The sequence below is a fragment of the candidate division WOR-3 bacterium genome, from assembly GCA_039801245.1.
Taxonomy (GTDB): domain Bacteria; phylum Hydrothermota; class Tepidihabitantia; order Tepidihabitantales; family Tepidihabitantaceae; genus JAOABP01.
In genome coordinates this window covers 1-19,734 of sequence record JBDRUF010000018.1, presented here as the reverse complement: position 1 = coordinate 19,734, position 19,734 = coordinate 1, and the positions used below count along the sequence as shown (strand labels likewise).

14 protein-coding genes are annotated in these 19,734 nt (G+C 50.6%); 10 read left to right on the top strand and 4 right to left on the bottom strand.

Features of this window, described 5'->3' with window-relative positions; all coding sequences use genetic code 11:
• The first annotated feature begins 116 nt into the window (after positions 1-116).
• Genes ABIK47_03830 through ABIK47_03815 form a run of 4 tightly spaced genes read left to right on the top strand, consistent with a single transcriptional unit; the run spans position 117 to position 3,896 of the window.
• On the top strand, positions 117-1,067 hold the full coding sequence (locus ABIK47_03830; protein MEO0019755.1) for a glycosyltransferase family 2 protein: 951 nt from the start codon (positions 117-119) through the stop codon (positions 1,065-1,067).
• Complete coding sequence (locus tag ABIK47_03825) at positions 1,064-2,134, top strand: lysylphosphatidylglycerol synthase transmembrane domain-containing protein (GenBank protein ID MEO0019754.1); 1,071 nt, start codon at positions 1,064-1,066, stop codon at positions 2,132-2,134. Before ABIK47_03830 ends, ABIK47_03825 begins: the two co-directional genes overlap by 4 nt.
• Positions 2,131-3,261: a histidinol-phosphate transaminase gene (hisC, locus tag ABIK47_03820; protein MEO0019753.1), complete on the top strand. Its 1,131-nt coding sequence runs from the start codon at positions 2,131-2,133 to the stop codon at positions 3,259-3,261. The genes ABIK47_03825 and hisC overlap by 4 nt, the downstream gene beginning before the upstream one ends.
• Before the next feature lie 23 nt (positions 3,262-3,284).
• Positions 3,285-3,896: a DUF502 domain-containing protein gene (locus ABIK47_03815; protein MEO0019752.1), complete on the top strand. Its 612-nt coding sequence runs from the start codon at positions 3,285-3,287 to the stop codon at positions 3,894-3,896.
• Here the strand turns inward: ABIK47_03815 and ABIK47_03810 are convergent.
• The 4 genes from ABIK47_03810 to ABIK47_03795 form a co-directional block, all read right to left on the bottom strand.
• The gene (locus tag ABIK47_03810) at positions 3,841-6,408 is read right to left on the bottom strand and encodes an ATP-binding protein (GenBank protein MEO0019751.1); all 2,568 of its coding nucleotides are present in this window, start codon (positions 6,406-6,408) and stop codon (positions 3,841-3,843) included. The two genes, ABIK47_03815 and ABIK47_03810, sit on opposite strands and share 56 nt — an antisense overlap.
• 9 nt (positions 6,409-6,417) lie before the next feature.
• On the bottom strand, positions 6,418-7,698 hold the full coding sequence (locus ABIK47_03805; GenBank protein ID MEO0019750.1) for a metallopeptidase TldD-related protein: 1,281 nt from the start codon (positions 7,696-7,698) through the stop codon (positions 6,418-6,420).
• 28 nt (positions 7,699-7,726) lie between these two features.
• A complete protein-coding gene (locus tag ABIK47_03800) occupies positions 7,727-9,100 on the bottom strand; it encodes a TldD/PmbA family protein (protein ID MEO0019749.1) in 1,374 nt (457 codons plus the stop codon).
• Positions 9,101-9,456: 356 nt separating this feature from the next.
• Positions 9,457-11,064, bottom strand: a complete 1,608-nt coding sequence (locus tag ABIK47_03795) for a sigma 54-interacting transcriptional regulator (protein ID MEO0019748.1) — start codon at positions 11,062-11,064, stop codon at positions 9,457-9,459.
• A 123-nt stretch (positions 11,065-11,187) separates the two neighbouring features.
• Between ABIK47_03795 and ABIK47_03790 the strand changes: the two genes are divergently transcribed.
• The 6 genes from ABIK47_03790 (at position 11,188) to dnaA (ending at position 19,584) form a co-directional block, all read left to right on the top strand.
• Complete coding sequence (locus ABIK47_03790) at positions 11,188-12,582, top strand: hypothetical protein (GenBank protein MEO0019747.1); 1,395 nt, start codon at positions 11,188-11,190, stop codon at positions 12,580-12,582.
• Positions 12,583-12,838: 256 nt separating this feature from the next.
• On the top strand, positions 12,839-14,419 hold the full coding sequence (locus ABIK47_03785; GenBank protein MEO0019746.1) for a M28 family peptidase: 1,581 nt from the start codon (positions 12,839-12,841) through the stop codon (positions 14,417-14,419).
• A 34-nt stretch (positions 14,420-14,453) separates the two neighbouring features.
• Entirely contained in the window at positions 14,454-14,588 is a 135-nt protein-coding gene (locus ABIK47_03780; protein MEO0019745.1) for a hypothetical protein, read from the top strand.
• A gap of 14 nt (positions 14,589-14,602) precedes the next feature.
• A complete protein-coding gene (locus ABIK47_03775; GenBank protein MEO0019744.1) occupies positions 14,603-15,760 on the top strand; it encodes a hypothetical protein in 1,158 nt (385 codons plus the stop codon).
• A complete protein-coding gene (gene hypF, locus ABIK47_03770) occupies positions 15,757-18,054 on the top strand; it encodes a carbamoyltransferase HypF (GenBank protein MEO0019743.1) in 2,298 nt (765 codons plus the stop codon). Before ABIK47_03775 ends, hypF begins: the two co-directional genes overlap by 4 nt.
• A 183-nt stretch (positions 18,055-18,237) precedes the next feature.
• Positions 18,238-19,584: a chromosomal replication initiator protein DnaA gene (dnaA, locus tag ABIK47_03765; protein ID MEO0019742.1), complete on the top strand. Its 1,347-nt coding sequence runs from the start codon at positions 18,238-18,240 to the stop codon at positions 19,582-19,584.
• Positions 19,585-19,734 lie beyond the last annotated feature (150 nt).

The window sequence follows — 19,734 nt, the reverse complement described above, 5'->3', positions numbered from 1 at the left end:
TAATCACATAAGTATCGCCCAATCAATTAGTTAGAGCAGAAACCAGCCTGAAAGACGCCCTTTTTCGCCTCGGCAACTCTTGACATCATATTTGACTTTGCTATATTTTTACAGTAATGGGGTTTACAAAGCCTCCCCGAACCTCGGTGATTGTTCCTGCCTTTAATGAGGCGGAAAACATTGAGCCGTTGCTTAAGGAACTTTCAGAGAAACTTGACGAGACCTATGAGGTCATCATCGTTGATGACGGCTCAACCGACAAGACCTTTGCCATTGCCGATGCCCTTCGTTCCCGCTATCCCTTTTTAAAGGTCTGTCGCCTGCCCAAAAATCAGGGCAAAACCGCCGCGGTCCTTGCCGGTTTTAAGATTGCTCAAGGCGACTACATCTCCATCTTTGACGCCGACCTGCAGTTTGCACCTGAGGACATCAAATTGCAGGTAGAGATGCTTGACAAGGGCTATGACCTTGTTACCGGCAGAAAGGTAGGCAAATATGAGAAAAAGACCGTATCCTCAATCTATAACTTTTTGGCGCGCAAACTTTTCGGTCTGAAGGTGCACGACATCAATGCGCTCAAGACCTTTCGCCGCGAGGTGCTTGAGGGGATGTCCTTGCGCCGGGACTGGCATCGGTATATCGTGCCGCTCGCCGCGATGAAAGGTTTTGCCATTACCGAGGTGCCGGTTGAACTCAGACCCCGCTATGCGGGCAGGTCAAAATACTCCAGTCCTTTCCGGATTGTGATTGGGCTTTTAGACCTTCTTGCGGTTGGTTTTCAGGCCTCATTTATGCGCAAACCGATGCTCTATTTCGGCACCCTCGGATTTATCAGCATGCTCGCCGGGTTTGTTGTCGGTCTGATTGCGGTAATTCTGCGGATTTTCGGTCATGGTTTCAGACCGCTCCTTTATCTTGTCATCCTGTTTGTCCTTGCCGGGCTTCTGTTCTTTGCCGCGGGCTTTTTGGGAGAGGCGATTGCGGCCCTCAACGACCGGATTGAAGGACTGGAAAGCCTTTTGCGCAAACAGGAAACAGGAAATAATCAGAGAAAGCGTGAGGGGTGAAGCGCTCTTTTCAGACCTTAATCCGCATCGTTATCTCCTTCGGACTTTTGGCGCTTCTCGGCTATCTCTTCCGCAATCAACTCTCAAAAAGCATCAATGCGATGCTCAAAGCCGACCCGCGCTTTCTTTCCCTTGCCGCTTTGACCTATTTCCTTTTTATCTGGATTTCTGCCTGGCGCTGGCAGGTCCTTTTATTTGCCAAGGGTCTGCGCTTTTCCAGCTGGTATCTTGCCCGGGTCTTCACCCTCGGGCTTTTCTTCTGCAAGCTCCTGCCCACATCAATCGGCGGTGATGTGATGCGTATCGCCTATACCACCAGACCGGGTAAAGGACCAGAGGCATTTTCCGCAACCTTTCTTGACCGGCTCATCGGGTTCCAGAGCCTGACATTTCTTGCCATTGTGATGGCGCTCTTTGTTGCGATTCGGCGCCCGGGAGCGCTGAGCCTCGGGCAGGGAAAATTGACCGGGTTCGGGGTGGTCCTTTTGCTCGTATTGATTCTCCTCCTTTTGATTTTGCTCACCGCGGTCTTCTTTTCTGACCCCTGCCACCGGCTTGCCCGGCGCCTTTTCAACTCCCTTTCGAGAAGGGTCGGCGCCCTGCACAGAATAACCCAATTGCTTGACCGTTCCTATGAGGCGGTAAAGGGCTATCGCCAAAAGCCGCTGGCACTGGGCATCAGTTTTCTCTCCGGTATCGGCGTTCAGTCTGCGCTTTCACTTGCCTGGTTCTTTACCGCCCGTTCGGTTCAGGCACGGGTCGGGCTCGGCTACTATTTTATCTTCATCCCGCTTTTAAACATCGTTGTCAACATCCCGACGATTGGCGGCCTGGGTGTGCGCGAGGCGGCGTTTGTGCTTTTCTTTACCCCCAAATGGCTGCCCAATCAGTTATCGCCTGAGCAGGCGCTTTCCACCGCACTTTTGTTTTTGGGTCTGGATTTGCTCTTTGCCCTTTTAGGCGGCATTTTCTTTGCATTTATGAGGCGCTCAAAAGAGACAGCGCCCGCCGCATCCTTACAAAACAATTTGCAAAGAGATTTGACAATAGAACAAAAGGAGGAATGATGTTATTACCACCGGCAAGACCGAACATCGAACGGGTTGTTCCTTATAAACCGGGGAGACCGGTTGAGGAGGTGGTGCGTGAACTTGGGCTCAAGGTCCCGGTCATCAAACTCGCCTCCAATGAAAACCCGTTAGGTCCTTCGCCCAAGGCGCTGGCAGCCCTGCGCAAGGCGCTGCCCCAGCTCCACTATTACCCGGAAGACACCTGCTTTTATCTCCGTCAGCGCCTCGCCGAACTCTACAAGGTTGATTACGACTCTACCATCGTTGGTAACGGCTCGGTTGACTTAATCTACCTCACCTGCCTTGCCTATCTTGAACCGGGCGACGAGATGCTCATCAGCGCCGGCTCCTTCATCTCGGCAAAAATCGGTGGCACCATTATGAACGCCAATGTGATTGAGGTCCCGCTCCAAGACTACCGGCATGACCTCGGACGCATCCTTGAATCCATCACGCCGAAGACCAAACTCATCTACCTTGACAACCCGATGAACCCCCTGGGCACCATTGTCACCAAAAAGGAGTTCGGCGAGTTTATCCAAAAGGTGCCGCCGCGGGTCCTGGTTGTCCTTGACGAAGCCTATGCCGAATATATCACCAGCCGGGATTATCCCCGGGGTCTTGATTATTATAACCAGAACTACAACATCCTCATCCTGCGTACATTCTCTAAAATCTACGGGCTTGCCGGCCTGCGCATCGGCTACGGGATTGCCAAGCCTGATATAATCCAGACCCTCAACAAGGTCCGTCTGCCTTTTAATGCTAACCGCGCCGCCCAGGTTGCCGCGCTTGCCGCGCTCGGCGACACCAAGCACATCATTCGCAGCCGCAAGGTCAATGAGGCGGGCAAAAACCTCTTCTATAAGGAGTTCAAGCGGTTGAGACTTTTCTACCTTGAAAGTTATGCCAACTTCGTCTTCGTCAACTTTGCCATTGACTCTCAACAGGTGTTTGAAGGGCTCCAGCGCAAAGGGGTTATAACCCGCACGGTCAAGGAATACGGCTTTCCCACCGCGTTGCGGGTCACAGTTGGAAAGGAATCCGATAACAAGCGGTTTATTAAAGCGCTAAATGAGACACTGGAAATTTTGCGCTCAACCCCACCTGCCGGTCAAGAGTAACCAGACCGGCTGAAGGCAAAAGAGTGCTTTTCACCCGCCTGCGTCGCCACTTCCTTTTAGGCCTCGCCACCGTTTTGCCGCTCGGCTTGACCCTGTTTGTCCTCTGGTTTGTTATCTCCGCGCTGGGCAAAATCTTCCGTCCCCTTGTAGTCTGGCAACCCTGGATTGGTAGATTGCCACCTGCCCTCATCACTATCATTGGGTTTCTTTTGGGACTTGTTGCCATCACCATTATTGGTGCGCTGACTTCAGGTTTTCTCGGCAGGCGTCTGGTCAACTGGCTTGACCGGCTGATGCAGCAACTGCCGCTTGTCCGCTCAATTTACACCTCGGCAAGACAGCTGACCGAGGCGGTGTTTATCAAACGCAGCTCTTTGCGCAAAACGGTTATCGTCCAGTATCCACGGAAAGGGATGTTCGCCATCGGTTTTATTACCAGTGAAGAACCCCTCGAACTCGCTGACCACCGCAAGGCGTATCTAGTGTTTTTCCCAACCGCACCCAATCCCACAAGCGGCTGGCTGGCGATTGTGCCCGAAGAGGATATTACCGAAACCTCTTTAAGTATTGAAGATGGACTTAAGTTTGTCGTCTCCGGCGGACTGGTGCGCGCCTCTGACCTTCCACCTCTTTAGGTTCGGCTCTGGGTTCCTCACGCCGAAACCGCTGGAAGATCTCAGCCAACTCCTTAAGCCTTGCCTTAACCCTGCCATTAACTGTATCTGGAGGGTAGTTGCCCTTGCGGTCAGGTTTGCCTGCAGGGACGCCGGTCAAAAGCTCAATACCCTGGTCAATCGTCTCAACCGCATAGATGTGAAATCTACCCTCCTTCACTGCCTTGACCACATCCTCCCTGAGCATCAGGTCGCCTAAATTCGCCTTAGGAATCAAAACACCCTGGGTTCCGGTCAAACCCTTTTGCGCACACACATCAAAAAACCCCTCTATCTTCTCATTAACCCCACCTATCGGCTGGATTTCGCCCTTCTGATTAACTGAACCGGTTACTGCCAAGTCCTGACGCAGTGGCAGACCGGCAAGTTCGGAAAGTAAAACATAAAGTTCGGTTGACGAGGCGCTGTCACCGTCAATCCCACCATAGGACTGCTCAAATGTTATCGACGCTGAAAGGATAAGCGGCTGGTCTGAGGCATATTTTGAGCGCAGATAACCGGTGATGATATAAAGCCCTTTGTTGTGAATCGGACCGGCAAGCTCTGCCTCCCGGTCAATGCTGATTATTCCGGCTGAACCAACACCCACTTTCGCGGTAATCCGGACCGGAATGGCAAAGGAGTGCTCAATCAGTTCGTAAACCGCCAGCCCGTTAACCTGCCCTTGCACCTTTCCTTTGGTATCAATGAACAAAAGCCCCTTTTTGATGCTCTCCTGTAATTTCTCCTCAATCATCCGCACCCGCTGCCGGCGCTTTTCAATCGCCTGGTGCACATGCTCTCCCTTTACCACCTTTGCGCCTGCTTTCCCTGCCCAGTAGTTTGCCTCTTTGAGCACATCCGCGATGACATTAAATCGGGTAGAAATCTTGCCCTGCTTGCCAGCCAGTCGGACTCCATACTCAATCACCTGCGCTACCCCAGACCTGTCGAATGGTCTGAGGTTCTCCTTTTCACAGAGCACTTTAATTACCTGGGCATACTCCTGTGCTGCTGCCGCATTTAGTTCCATCTCCCAGTCAAAGTCTGCCCGGACCTTGAAGACTTTTTTAAACTCCTCGTCATAAGCGGCTAAAAGGCTATAAATCAGCGAGTCCCCAATCATAATCACCTTCAGGTCAAGGGGAATCGGTTCGGGCTTTAAAGCGGTTGTACCAAAAAGGGAAACAAAAGGGTCGTATGCAGCAATTTCCAGCTGCCGGTTACGCAGGGTTCGCTTGAGGTTAGGCCATACCCCCGGTTCTAAGAGGAGATCGAGGGCGTTAACAACTAAAAAACCACCATCCGCCCTCACTAACGAACCTGCTTTAATGTGGGTGAAATCGGTACGCCACTGACCGGAACGGTCCCAAACCCTCTCAATCGCACCGAAAAGATTCCGATAACTCGGGTTGGTTTCAAACACCACCGGCGCGGTCTTTTGCTCACCGTTATCCACTAACACATTTACCCGGAATTTCAAATAAGGGTCAACACCACCTGTAGCCTGAGTCCCCCCCTCACCCTCTGCTCCCCTATGACGGAAGAGGTCAATTTCTTCAATTACCGCTGCCTTCACCCCATCAAGATACTCACCAATTACATCATCAGGTGGCGAAGACCCGCCCTGCCTGCTATTTTTCTCCTCTTCGCTCTTCTGACCTCTCCGAATCCGATGTCGCTCCTTGATTTCGGTAATTCGCTCCTCAATAATTGAGTTAACAAGGTCTTTGTCTACCTTTGCAAGTTCATCCCGAGCCTGGCGCTCATACTCCCGCAGTTCCTTGAATATCGCCAAAAGTTCGGCGCTCAATTCCCGGTAACGGCTCTTGAGTTCAGCTGCCCTCTCCGGTGTCAATTTCCCCTCCTCCACCAGCCGGTCGAGGACATCCACGCTCACTGGTTGCTTCTCAACGATTGGCGCCAGTTCTGGCCGGGCAACCGGTCCTGACTGCACCAACGCAAAACCTTCTTGCGCTACCTTCCTTTCAAACTCCCTTACCCGACTTGCCCCTTTTTCCTTGAACCGGTCAATAATATCCTGGCGGATCTTCTGATAACCTTCCGCTTCAAAATGCCGGGGGATGTTTTTTATAAGATAATCCACCAGTTCCTCCATCTCCTCGCGCAGCAACCTGCCTTCACCTGCAGGTAAAAGTAAAAGCCGTGGTTGGTCAGGATTGGAAAAGTTGTAGACATAACACTTATCCGTGAGGGAGCGTGTTGGCTTTGCCTTTTCTAACAGCTTCTCCACCGTTGTCCTTCTCCCGCTCCCTGCGGGCCCCGTGACAAAGATGTTATAACCCACCGCCTCAATCTCTAACCCTAATTGCAACGCCTCCAGCGCCCGCTCTTGTCCGATAATCTCCCGAGAGACTTTAATCTCGTCGGTGGTCCGGAAACTAAACCATTTATCGGGACAGCGCCAGTAAAGTTGCTCTGCCGCTACCCTTAACACATTTCCTTTATGCTCCTTACCTTTTGTTGCAGGCATTTTAATCCCCTAATCCTTTGATGCTACCTTTAAACTTGAAAACTTAACAAAGGGCAGAAAATAACTGCCCAGGTCCCGCTGAGTTGAACCAACCCCTTCCACCCGTTGAAACATCTCATACACATTGCCCGCGATGCATACATCCTTTACTCTACCCACGACCACCCCCTTCTCTACCCGGAAACCACAGGCAATATTCAAGGATACCTCACCGGCAAGAAGGTTCGACTGCCCCCCGCCGATAAAGTTGTAAACCACTAGACCGGTTTTCATCTCTCTTATTACTCCCTCAAGTTCCTCTGTTCCTGGATTCAACTCGATATTGCTCGTGCCTGGCTGGGGTAGCCTCTTGTAACTCCGTACCGCGGAACCGGTTGATTCAGCACCGGAGGCAGCAGCGGTTGCAATATCAAAGAGAAACCCTTTAAACACACCCCTATCAAATAGAACATTTTTTCTTGCTGGCACCCCTTCACCATCAAAGGGGGCTGTTGCCATTCCAAATGGTCGCACCTGATTGTCAATGAGCGTTATTTCCTGGCTTAAAACCTTGCTTCCCTCTTTACCAATCAAAGGAGATACGCCTTTTTCTTTGTACTTACCATTTACACCTGTCAGGAGCGGCGCCAGAAGCGCAGGTAGGGCGGTTGGCATCACCACTACCGGATAATCTCCTGAGGGCAAAACCACCCGTTCCTTTGCCAACCGCGCCAACAATTCCATTCGTCCCACCACCTCGTGCAAGGGAAAATGCGCCCCTGAAGAGAGATTAACATAATCCCCTAACCAAAAGAGCCCATCCTGCACCAAAAGTCCGGTCACGGTCACATCAAACTCAACCCGCTGAAAGGCATAATCTATTCCTGCTGTATTAGCCAACCCCACTTCCCGATAAGTCCGCCCAAACTCCACATCCAGTTTCAACTCTGGTACCCGCGAACCCAAGGCATCAATCAACTCCTTGCCCCAGCTCACCATTTTATCGGCTGTAACTAACATCACCCGATTTTCAAAAATTTTTACCGGCTTTAATTCAGCCGGCTTCGGCAAATCAAACCCGGCTCTGTTCCCATGGACACTGGCAGCAATTGCCGCCTTAACCATCTCGCCGAGCTTGTCTGGATTGGTACCGGCAGCAAATCCCACCTTGCCATCCTTAATCACCCGCAAACCCCAGCCCCGCCCCGACCTTCTCTCCTGGGAAAAAAGCTTGCCTTGACGAAACTCAATCGCCAGTTGGTCTGTTTCGCTCTCAAAAACCTCTGCCTCCTCTACCAACGGTCGGACCATTTCAAGAACTTCTCCTCTCATTCCCGCTCTACCTTCCACCAATTACCACATTCCTAATGCGAATATGAGGCGCACCCAAGCCCACGGGCAAGGGGCTCTGGCCGCCCTTTCCGCAGCCTCCTAATCCGCCATAAAGTACCAAATCATTCCCAATCCCATCAATGTTTCGCAGGGTGTGAAAGACATTCCCTGAAAGAGTTGCATCCCTGACCATCTTCGTAATCCTACCATTCTCAATGAGATAAGCGTACTGGGAGGAGAATGTAAATGTTTCCAGCTCGGTCATGCCACCCCGGCTCCCTGCAAGATAAAGACCATACTCAACCCCATCCAAAAGCTCCTCAAGGGTCTTGTCGCGCGGCTCGATAAATGTGTTGCTCATCCTGACTATGGGTGCAAATCGATAGGATATTGCCCTTCCGTTTCCTGAAACCGGTTCACCCATCAGGTACGCGGTCTGGCGGTTATGAAGGTGCCCAGCGAGAACCCCGTTCTTAATCAGTTCTGTCCGCCTTGCCGGTGTCCCTTCATCATCATAGCGGTAACTCCCTTTTTCACATGGCAGAGAGGCATCGTCAATTATAGTCAACTCCTCCACCCCGTACCTTGTGCCGATTTGCATCAACTCCTTTAACCGTTCGTTCTCCGCAATGTGGTCTGCCTCACTCAGATGGCCAAAGGCCTCATGGGCAAAAACCCCTGCCAGGCGTTGGTCAATCACTACCGTATAAACTCCTGCCCGAACTGGTTCTGCCTTAAGTAAATCGAGGGCAATCTTTGCCACATTTTCCACCATCGGCTCTTGGCCGCGAAGTGCGTTAAAACCCCATGTTTTGCCAATCGACTCGCCGTAATCCTGGATGTTGTTCCCGTCCCGGGCAATTGCCCGGCAGGAAAAGCCAGCCCAGGCAAACTCTTGTTCTAAATAGCGGTCCTCACTTGAACAAAAGTAAACAAATCGATGGGCATCATGATAGGCGCAGTGGGTGCTCGCAATTCCTGGTTGAGCAAGGAGCGTCTTGTTGTAATGGCTTATCAAGCCGTGCTTTTCCTCTAACGACACGCTCCGAGGGTCATGCTCGGCTGGCAAGCGGACAGTATCCTCAAATGCTGGCAGACCTACCACCCCACCCTCCCGGGGGGGCAGTTTTGTTACCTGGGCAGCCAGCTCTCTTGCCAACTCTCTAAGACCGTCATCTACGATAGTAAATGTCCCCACCACCCAGTTCCCACGATGAAAAACCCTTAGACAACCACCCTTTTCAAAACCTGTGCCAATCTCGTCAAGTTCCTTACCACGAAAAATTATTGTACTCTCTTCACTCTCCTCAATTCTGATATCAGCATAATCAACCGCCAGACCGGAAAGGATAGATTTGAGAAACGGTTTCATTGAACTCATTTACTCTTTAGCATAAAAATTACAGCCCCTTTGTCAATTATTGGTTTGCTGCCCTCTGTAGTTTAGGTATAAAATAAAGCATGGTGCACCATTCCCTATGGCTGGCACACCATGCTTTCGCCCCCCTTTTTGAGATAGGATTGACGAAAGGGGCAGCGAAACTCACCCCCAAAACAGAGTTGCGGCTCGGTCCTCTTTTTATATTAATACAAAATTTGTGCCATTTTTAAGTTGGGGTTGTATTTGGCTTTCTAATTGCTTGATTTACAAAAATTTAACTATTTTTGCAACTCGTTAGTTTCATTTATACCCGCCGAAATTTACGCCAATTTGCCTAAAACAACGGCTAAATTTCTTTATTCGATGCGATACTCTCTCATCTTTTTCCGCAGGGTGTCACGGTGAATGCCAAGTAATACTGCAGCCTGGCTCTTGTTGTTTCCGCTTCTCATCAGCGCCTCCTTGATCGCCGCCTTTTCAATCTCATTGAGCCTCAGGGTTCCCAGCAGGTTCTCAAATAAGCCGCCCCTCCCCTTACCCTCTGTGGTTTTGACCGATGCCCGCTGTGCCTGAAAATGGGTTATCGCGGTAGCCACCTGACCAACGCCCACCACATTTGCCTGCTCGTACTGTGCCCTTTCATAGGAACGCTCAATTAATGCCCGCAAAGTCCGCACATTCCCTGAGAAAATATCCATTTTGCCCTCAATATGCTGGAGCACAACCTGGGTGAGGAATTTTATCGCAGCCGGTTCCGGTAGCAGTTTTTGCCGGTATCTGCGATTGTTATTCATCTCCTGCACAAAAAAGTTAAAGAAATCGGCAATATCGGCTTCAACCGTCTCAGCTGCCTCACCATCCCAGCGCTCCTCTAAAGATGGCACCATCAGGCACTGCTGGACCAGCCGGCTGTAAAAGTCCGGGCGAAAGCGCTCCTGCAGCTCATTTATCGGCTTGTTTGTCGCAGCAAGGATGCGCACATCAACCTCCTTTTCCAAGGAACTCCCCAACCTTTTCACCAGCCGGTATTCAATCACCCGCAGCAGTTTTGCCTGCAGCTCCAGACCGATATCCCCAATCTCGTCAAGAAAGACGGTTGACCCCTTCGCAGTTTCAAATATCCCTGCCCGTGGGGTTTTGGCATCGGTATAGGCACCCGCAACATGACCGAAAAGCTCGTCAAGAGCAAGGTTTTGATCAAGTGTCCCCATATTCACCACCACCGGCTTTTCCCGGAGCGGGTCACCTTCAAGATAGCGGTAGCTTAAACGGTGCAATGCCCCTGCCACTAACTCCTTGCCCGAGCCCTGAGGTCCCAAAATCAGCACAATTCCATCGGTTGGTCCAATTCGCTCAATGTCCCGCACCAGTGCCGCCATCCGCCTTGACCTGCCCACCACCATCTTATGCCGCTTTTGCCAGCTAATCCGCTGCTCTGGGCTCAGCGGTCGTAGTGCACAACCGTCAATCCTGCTCAGCAGCTCAAATAGCGACCGCTCACTGGGTTCGGCGGTGAAAAAAATACACCCGCCGAGGTCGGGGCAGTGGATGAAGTCAAGAAACTGTTGAGGTTCAATTTCGGTGCCCCCGTCAAGATGAAAGAGGACCGGTGCCAGGCGGTCAAGGCCTGACTGGCGGATATGCTGATAGATGATAAAACCCTGCACCTGACGGATGTCAACTGCTATGCCGAACGGTCGCAGACCAAAAGGAAAGGATACCAGCTTCTGCTCATTGTCAATCTCACTGAAATCAACCCCGAGCACAATCAATGCCACATATCTGTTCTGACTGCGGTTGTAGAATCTTTTTATTGCCTCAAGGCTGTCGCAATACACAAACTCAAACTCAGCAAAAAGCCTGCCATTCTCAAACCTCTTTGCCGCCTCAACCAAATTGGCAAACTTTGCTACCTGGTCATAACAACACACTACTACCGGCCTTCGCGGAAATGGCTCCATCATATTATTCTCTTAAATTTTACCCTGCCGACAAAGACGACGCAAGGAAAGCAGCCAGCCGATTTTTACGACCTTTCCCAATATTCAGATATTGACTTGGACCGATAACGATGTTTACTATAAGATATGCCCATTTTCCTTTTCCTGCCGATGATTTTTTCGCAAACCCTGCTTTCCGGACCGGGCTTTACTACCCCAAAAATATCAGTTAGCGACCCCTTAGAATTCCCCGCCAACCGCGCGGAGCCCTTATCCAACATTGGGTCTGATGTCTCTGTGTTTAACGGCAAGATAACCGCTTTCGCTGCCGCTCTGGACCCTGAAAACCGCATCCTCGTTGCCCTCGCCACACCGGAAAGCCTGCTTCACATCTACTCCTCTTTAGACACCGGCACCACCTGGCACCAGGAGTTTTCGCTTGTCCTCAACTCTGCGCCCAGCCGCCTGGAAATGGCTTCCGGTAAGGGAGACTCCAGCTACATCTTTGTCTTCTATCTCACCCCGGAAAACTCGGGCGACCTTTACCTTCTGCGCATCTCCCCTGATTTCACCGACTGGGTTGAGGTTCCCATTGCAATTGGTCCGGACACGGTTGATGACTTCTCGGTTGCCCTTGACCGCGAACCCCGCTATTACCTTTACTGCCTCTACACCAACGAGCATGCCCTCGGACGCAACGGCAGGTTCACCCGCTCCCTTGATTTCGGTCTCACCTGGGAGATGCCTCAGGACTTCTACAACTGCCTTGACCCTTACCTCTCCTTTGGCTCCGGCTCAATTCTCCATTGCATCTGGCGGTTTGCCCTCAACGGCAGGGAAATCCACTACACCCAGAACCGGCATTTTGGCGCCCCTGCCCGCTGGGACTGGCTCCGGGTCCTCTCTGCCACTTCTGAAAAATGCTATAGTCCGGTTGTTGCTCAGGCAGAAACCGCCCCACCCTATCGCGCACCAATCTGGGCGGTCTGGACCATTGCCCGCCGCGACACCGAAATGCTTGATTTGGTCTTTTCCTATTCAACCGATGGTGGCAACACCTTCAGCCCGATGGAAAACTTAGGTGAGATGTTCGTTGACGAGTGGTGGCCGGCAATTGTCACCTCACCATCGGTCTCTTTTCTTGTCTACAACTCTGGCGGCAAAGAGCCAAACAGCCCGACCGTTCTCTGCTTTCGGTACAGCCGCCCCTGGGCACCAAACATCTGGTCATCACCGGTAATTTTGAATGACGCCCGTGCCAACGCCCTTTTTGAATCGGCAAGACCAAGGGTAATTCCTCCTGGTGCCCTTTTCAGTTATTACCACCCTGACTTTGTCTCAGGCATCCTCTTTGAGCGTCTCTCCCTTCGCCCCGAACCATTGCCCGTTATCCCCTTTTCCGACCCATTCAAAAAAGCAGCGCAAAAAACCAACCTTATCTTTGATGTCACTGGCAGGCGGGTGCAACCATCAACAACAAAGCCTGGTGTTTACTTCTGCTACGACAAAAACCACACTCAAAAACTGCTCATAATTAAATAACCCAATTAACATCAAACCCAGAACCCAAACTTGAATTTAAACCCGGGGTCACCCCCTCCCTCACCCCCGCAATCAAATCCAGGCCGGGTTTTAGTATTGTAAGACATTGAATATCAATAACTTAATCAGCGATTCCCTCAACCCTGCCGACCAAAGCGGGCACACCCTTAAAACTTTTTTAAAGTTTTACTATTCATCTACCTGTTTGACAAACCTAAGGGTTGCGGTTAATCTTTTGTACTAAAGAAAGGAGTAAATGAGGAAAACAATAATAGTTCTATCTTTCTGTTTCACCATTGCCCTGCCGCTTATCGCAAAGGAAACTCTTTTCAAGGTCACAACCGACCCGAATACAACCGTTGAACAACTTGTCCGGCTCAACCTCAAGGTTGTTGCCTGGTTTGAGCAGTTCTGTCTTGTCCAGGCAGATGAGGATGAGCTGATTCGGCTCAACCGGCTTGGCGCCTCTTTTCAAAAACTTGACCTGCCCGAGGGAAAGGAGCTTTTTTATGTCTGGACCGCGCCTGGCTTTGACCGGCAAAGGTTAGCCCAGTTTGGCACCCCCCTCACCGAGGATAAAAATGGTGTCCTTCTGGCAACCGCTGAATCGAACCTGCTATATCTTAACCGCTTGCCGGTTCAACTCCGCCGGATTTCACTTGCGCCGGCAAAACCCAGCCTCAATTTGCCTATCCCGCCAAGGGTGATGGTGTCAGAAAGCCTATTGCTGGAACTGGTATCAAGGGTGAGTGCCGATTCGGTCCTTGCCTCTATCCAGCGGTTGCAGGATTTCTATACCCGCTATTCAACCACCGACTCCTGCCGGAGTGCTGTCAACTGGATGAGGGAAAAACTTATTGCCTATGGCTGCGACTCAACCGCGCTTGAAACCTTTTTCCCTGATTACGCGCCCAACTGCATCGGTGTCAAAAAGGGCAAAGTCAACCCCAACCAAATCTATATCATCTGCGGACATATTGACAACACCTCTGACTATGCGCCGGAAAGGTGCCCGGGTTCGGATGACAACGCCTCGGGCACAACCGCGGTCCTTGAGGCGGCAAGGGTGTTTCAGGACATTGAGTTTGACTATTCGGTCTACTTTATCGGCTTCAGCGGCGAAGAGCAGGGGCTTTATGGCAGTGAATACTACGCCCAACAGGCGCATCTGCGCGGGGAATCAATAGTTGCGGTGCTCAACTTTGATATGATATCCTATGGCAGGGAGAACCGCGACTCGTTCAATGTCATTGGCAGGAATATTAGCCCTGATTGCGCCTGGCTGGTTGACTCCTTTATCGCCAATGCCCAGACCTATACCACCTTAAAAACCAGGCGCAGGCTGGTCAACCCTGGGCAGCAGGAAAACTCCGACCATGCCTCATTCTGGCATGAGGGCTATGTTGCCTTCTGCGGCATTGAAAGGGACTTCACCCCGATGTATCACACCATTGGCGACACCATCGGTCCGCTTTACTTCCGCTACTGCGGCACGAACAACTGGTTCCTTGCAACTGAGGCAATCAAGGCAGCGGTGGTAACGGTTGCCAAACTTGCCGGCGCCTCAATCCAGACCGGCATCGCGGAAAAGCCCGGCGCTATTTCGAGGCTTGCTGTCAGCCCTTCTGTTGGCAGACCGCCATTCTACCTAAAAACCCCTTTTATCGCAGAGGTTGAGGTCTTTGATGCCCTGGGCAAAAGGGTCAAAAGTGTGAATGCCGCCTGTTTTTGGGACGGCAAGGACCAAAAAGGTGCTCAGGTCAAGCCCGGTGTCTACCTCTTGCGCTGGAAAGACGCCCCCTCAGCCTCGGCAACCAAGTTGATAATCACCCCTTGACAGGTCGCCAAAGTTATGGAAAATTATCAGAGCGATGGTTAATTTCAGGCGCAGACTCTTTCCGGAGCGGCGCTACCGTCTGCCCTTGCGCTGGCTCTTCTGGCTGCTCTGGGCAGGGTTGCTTTTATTTCTTTTCTGGGTTATCAGGGTTTTGTTGGCAAATAAATAATGGAAGGAGTTAAAATGACCAATCTACATTTTAACTACAAAGACATCTTCCGGTCACTAAGACTGGGCTTTTCTGCCAAGAAGGTCGGTATGGGCATGCTTGGGCTTTTGTTCGGTCTTTTCGGCTACTCCCTTCTCTCTTATCTTGCCCATCTTGTTGCCGGCAACGACTGGGTTTCCATCTGGGAAACCTACCGGCTTTTGCCCTTCCCTAATCCCCATCTTCCTTTCCCCTGGTTTTCCTGGATAATCTATACCATTGGCGTTTTGTGGTTGATAGTGGTGATGCTTCTCACCGGCACAGCAATCGCCAAGGTTACCTTTGAACAGTTGCGCGGCAATGAGTTCTATGAGGCGAGGGAAGGGTTCAAGTTCGCAATTCGCAATGCCGGTGCAGTTCTTGCCAGCCCGCTTTTGATTATTGCCTTTATTGCCCTTTTGGTCATCGCCGGCCTCATTTTAAGCGCGATTGGCTCAATCCCCTATTTCGGCCCGATTTTTGTCGGTCTTCTTGCAATCCCTGCCTTTCTCACCTCCCTGTTTATTGTCTATCTTTTGATTGTCCTCTTCTTTAATTTACTTCTTGGGCCGAGCATTGTCGGTGCTATGGGTAATGACACCTTTGACACCCTCTTTGAGGTCTTTTCTTGCATTAATGAACAGCCGGCGCGCCTGGTCTGGTTCACTTTTCTTATTGGAATCCTTGCTAAATTGGGCTCATTTCTCCTCGGGGTTGGCTCCAGCCTTGCGGGCAGAATCGGTTCTTTGGTCTTATCAGCCTTTATGAGGGGAACCTGGCAGGAGATGCTCGACACCACTGGCTTCATTTTTAAGGTTTCGATCCCTAACTGGGGCATCTTTGCACCCCTGCACAAAATGCTGATAATCGAAACCAACCTTTACGGACTACCCCAGATTTACCTACCTGGTTTCTGGACAAACACCAACTGGGGCATTTATAACGGCTCAATACTGTTAGCAATCTGCGCCTATGCGATAGGATTAATGGTAATTGCCTATGGGCTTTCGGTCTGGTTTTCGGGCAATGTCCTCAATATTGCTGTTCTTGTTAAGAAAAAGGATGACAAAAACATCCTTGAGGTAAGAGAAGAGGAGCCAGAGGTGATCGAACCCGATAAACCGAAAGAAAAGGCTGAAAGCGTAACTAACTGAGTATCATAAAGAAAAGGCTTGTCAAAACCGCCCACATTGAGATAAAGGGGCAGGTTCAGGGTATTGGTTTCCGACCTTATGTTTATCAACTTGCCTCTGCCTTAAACATCAAAGGCACAATCGCCAATACCAGGGCAGGGGTGGTGATTGTTGCCCAAGGCGATAATTTACAATTATTTATCCACCAACTTCGAACCCACCCCCCTCCTTTATCAATTATTACCGCCTTTAAAACTGTTTATATAAAAGCCCCTCCCTTTGCCAACTTTTCAATTATCAAAAGCACCGCTGAACCCAGTTCCCAAAGCGTTGATGTCCTGCCAGACCTCTCCATCTGCGCTGAATGCCGCCAAGAGCTTTTTAATCCTCGGGACCGGCGCTTTCTTTATCCATTTATCAACTGCACCAAATGCGGCCCCCGCTACACCATTATCGAGCAAATCCCCTACGACCGCGAAAGAACCACAATGCGTCTTTTCAATATGTGCCCCGAGTGCCAAAAAGAGTATCTTGACCCGCTTAACCGGCGCTTCCACGCCGAACCGATTGCCTGCCCTGTTTGTGGACCGCAACTTTACCTGGTAGATAATAAGGGAAGGCATCTACCCGGTAACCCCCTGAGTGAGGCGGCAAATGCGCTCATAAAAGGTAAGATATTAGCAATCAAAGGGTTGGGAGGCTTTCATCTTGCCTGCGATGCCACGAACGAAACCGCTGTGAAAAGCCTCCGCTTAAGAAAGGAGCGCTCAAACAAACCGCTGGCGATAATGGTAGAAGATATTAAAACTGCTAAACTTATCTGCAAACTACCACCGGGTGCTGCTAAAATCCTTGGCTCCTCCGCCTGTCCAATTGTCCTTTTGCCCAAAAAGAAAAAACCTTTACTTGAAATCGCCCCTCTTGTTGCGCCTAACAACCCTGATTTGGGGGTGATGCTTGCCTATACCCCGCTCCACCTTCTCCTTTTTCACACCCTGCGCCAGTTAACCAAAAAGCCCGCGGTTTTGGTGATGACCAGTGCCAATCGTAGCGATGAACCTATTGTTAGTGAGGAGAAGGAACTTATAAATAACCTCAGAGGGGTTTTTGACCTTGCACTAACCCATAATCGTCCCATCGCCAACCGCTGCGACGATGCGGTTGTCGCTATGGAAAGTAGTAAGCCGATTTTGGTGCGCAGGGCAAGGGGTTATGCCCCCCAGCCTTTACAATTGGGCAGGATGTTTCACGTGAAACAACCCACCTTGGCGCTGGGTGGGGATGGCCGGAATATGTTTGCAGTTGCTGCAGGCGAAAGGGTTTTTTTCAGCCCCCATATTGGTGAACTTGATTCTGCCCGGTCCGAACAATTTCTCCTTGAAACCTTAGAGAGGCTAATTACCTGGACAGGTATAATACCAAAAAGGGTTGTCTGTGACCTCCATCCCGACTACCATTCAACCCGCCTCGCTTTTAAACTGGCAGAACGGTTTGGTGCTAATGTCTGCCAAATCCAGCATCACTTTGCTCATCTCCTTGCGGTAATGGCGGAACACAACCTATCTGCTCCTGTCCTTGGGGTTGGCTGTGATGGCACCGGCTATGGGCTTGATGGGGCAATCTGGGGGTGTGAGTTTATCCTGATAAGAAAGGACCTTTCGTGGAGGAGGCTGGGTCATCTTGGCTATCTAAGGCATAATGCCGGCGCAGGTATGGTTGCCGACCCGGTAAAGGTGGCGCTTGCCTATCTGTCTCAGTGCGGGTTAAAGGAAAGGCAAATTAATGGGCTGGGTTTAAAAGGTCACCCACTTCCAGACAACCTCCCGGTCCTAACCTCCAGTTTGGGCAGACTTTTTGATGCTGTCGCCGCAATAACCGGAATCTGCATAAGGGCAACATTTGAGGGTGAGGCAGCGATTGCCCTTGAAAATGCCGCGCTAAACGCCCGCAAATCTGCCTTGCGCCAAAACCGTCTATCCAACGCCCTCATCTCATCACCAAGGGGTCTAATCATTGACCCCAAGCCTATTTTGCTTCGGGTGTTTGAGATGACCCTCTCGGGGAAAAACCCAAACTCCATTGCACTCTGGTTCCATCAGGCGCTAACCTTCCTCCTTGCTCGTGCCGCTTTGGAGCTAACTAAGGAAACCGGGGTTAAGGTTGTTTGCCTTTCTGGTGGCAGTTTTCAGAACCGGTTCTTGCGCCGCGGGTTAAAGAGGCTGCTGAGCAAAAGAAATCTTCTGGTCTATCATAATGAAAAGGTGCCATTGAATGATGGGGGCATCGCATTGGGTCAGGTTGTTGTGCCTGATTGATTTTCATATCTTGGTGTTTGCTTATTGACAGCGAAAGGGATGTGATTATTATCATCAGCGGCTAAAGAAAAATCAAAAAGGTGTGTGGACAAATGCGCTTATCTATTTGTATCTTATTTAAGATTCAGAACTTAAACCCATCTTTCTGGTGGAAAAATATGTGGAAAAGTTTAGACATTTTGTGTGAAAAACATTTTACCTATGGCTGGTGAAGAGGTTTGGACAAATGTCCTTGAGGCGCTGAAACTACGGGTCAATCGCCAGGCGTTTGAGACCTGGCTTTTACCCACCCGCCTTGAGGGCTTCACCAATGGTATTGTTAAGGTTCGCGTGCCCAACCCCTTCTTTGCGGACTGGCTTCAGCATCACTATCTTGCTGACATCCTTCTCGCTTTGAAAGAGGTTACCGGCAGGGATCTTCAGGTTGAGTTTGTATTGCCTGAGAACCGGACAAAAATGGTTGAGAAACCCTTCGAGCCCAGCCCTCCTCCTGTTGCCCAGAGCCAGTTCCGGCTGCGGACCCGCTACACCTTTGACAATTTCATTGTGGGGGAGAGCAACCGGCTTGCTTGGGCTGCGGCGCGGAGTGTCGCCCAGAATTTAGGCAGGACCTACAACCCATTGTTCATTTACGGTGGTGTCGGGTTGGGCAAAACCCATTTACTTCAGGCAATTGGTAATCATGCCCTGGGTCTTTATCCTGGTTTGCGGCTTTGTTATACTGCTGCCGAGGCCCTTTTCCTCGAGCTGATTCAGGCGATAGGCAGAAACACCCGGCTTGAGTTTAAAGACAAGTACCGGGGGCTTGATTTGCTTTTGCTTGATGATGTCCATTACCTTGTTGGCAAGGAGAGCCTGCAGGAGGAGATTTTCTTCACCTTCAATGCGCTGCAGGATGCGGGTGCCCAGGTGGTTTTTACGAGCGACCGCCCGCCTAAAGACATTCCAACCCTCCAAGAGAGGCTTATCTCCCGGCTTGGCAGCGGCCTGGTTGTTGATATCCAGCCACCTGATTTGGAGACAAGGGTGGCGATTCTCTTGCAGAAGGCAAAAATTGAGGGGTTTAACCTTCCGGAGGATATTGCCCTTTTCATCGCCAGCAGGGTCCGCTCCAATATCAGGACCCTTGAGGCATCGCTGGTGCGCCTGATTGCTATTCACTCCCTTACCGGCAAACCGGTAAGTAAGGAACTGGCAGAACAGGCGCTCAAGGATTTGGTTCATCCTGAGGAGCCGATAGATGGCAACCGCGTCATCGCGCTCGTTGCGGAGCATTTCCAGGTCCCGGTGCAGGATTTAAAAGGGCGGTTGCGGACAAAGAGGGTTGCCCTTGCGCGGCAGGTGGCAATGTTTCTGATGAGAAATGTCCTGAACCTTTCTTTGAAAGATATCGGTTATTACTTCGGCGGTAAGGACCACACAACCGTCATGCATGCCATCGAAAAGGTCTCAGGGCTAAAGGATAAAGACCCAGGGTTTGCCAATATTGTTGATAATTTAAGCAGTCAACTGGAACAGGCACGGGGCTAAGGAAATACCTGTAGATTAATCTGTAGAAACAGGTGTGGAAAAAGAATGCTTGATTTTATCCATAAAACAAATCACACAGCTCTTACAAATTAATTCACATTAACTAATGTTTATATTTCTTTTTATTTTAATTACTTAGCAATTTCTCCC

Bases quoted from the DNA above. Each gene is read 5' to 3' on its own strand.
- ABIK47_03830 (MEO0019755.1), top strand. From the start codon at position 117: ATGGGGTTTACAAAGCCTCCCCGAACCTCGGTGATTGTTCCTGCCTTT.
- ABIK47_03800 (MEO0019749.1), bottom strand. From the start codon at position 9,100: ATGAGTTCAATGAAACCGTTTCTCAAATCTATCCTTTCCGGTCTGGCG.
- ABIK47_03775 (MEO0019744.1), top strand. From the start codon at position 14,603: ATGACCAATCTACATTTTAACTACAAAGACATCTTCCGGTCACTAAGA.
- ABIK47_03805 (MEO0019750.1), bottom strand. From the start codon at position 7,698: ATGGTCCGACCGTTGGTAGAGGAGGCAGAGGTTTTTGAGAGCGAAACA.
- ABIK47_03780 (MEO0019745.1), top strand. From the start codon at position 14,454: ATGGTTAATTTCAGGCGCAGACTCTTTCCGGAGCGGCGCTACCGTCTG.
- ABIK47_03790 (MEO0019747.1), top strand. From the start codon at position 11,188: ATGCCCATTTTCCTTTTCCTGCCGATGATTTTTTCGCAAACCCTGCTT.
- ABIK47_03795 (MEO0019748.1), bottom strand. From the start codon at position 11,064: ATGATGGAGCCATTTCCGCGAAGGCCGGTAGTAGTGTGTTGTTATGAC.
- ABIK47_03810 (MEO0019751.1), bottom strand. From the start codon at position 6,408: ATGCCTGCAACAAAAGGTAAGGAGCATAAAGGAAATGTGTTAAGGGTA.
- ABIK47_03785 (MEO0019746.1), top strand. From the start codon at position 12,839: ATGAGGAAAACAATAATAGTTCTATCTTTCTGTTTCACCATTGCCCTG.
- hisC (MEO0019753.1), top strand. From the start codon at position 2,131: ATGATGTTATTACCACCGGCAAGACCGAACATCGAACGGGTTGTTCCT.